This is a genomic window from Virgibacillus sp. GM2-2, assembly GCF_055329585.1.
In genome coordinates this window covers 1-238 of record NZ_JBUZWC010000157.1, presented here as the reverse complement: position 1 = coordinate 238, position 238 = coordinate 1, and the positions used below count along the sequence as shown (strand labels likewise).

The window sequence follows — 238 nt, the reverse complement described above, 5'->3', positions numbered from 1 at the left end:
AAAAATAATACAAGGAGCTTTTTCACGGGCTTGCTTAAATAAGTCACGAACACGACTAGCGCCTACGCCTACAAACATTTCAACAAAATCAGATCCGCTTAGGCTGAAAAACGGAACCTGCGCTTCACCGGCCATTGCCTTAGCTAACAATGTTTTACCGGTTCCCGGAGGTCCGATTAACAAAGCACCTTTTGGAATTTTACCGCCAAGTGCCGTATATTTTTTAGGACTTTTTAAG

General features: G+C 42.9%; 1 protein-coding gene. It reads right to left on the bottom strand.

All coding sequences use genetic code 11. From position 1 onward, the window contains the following. The coding region (locus ACY9Z2_RS19355; RefSeq protein ID WP_463611302.1) for an AAA family ATPase at positions 1-238 on the bottom strand (238 nt) is incomplete at both ends.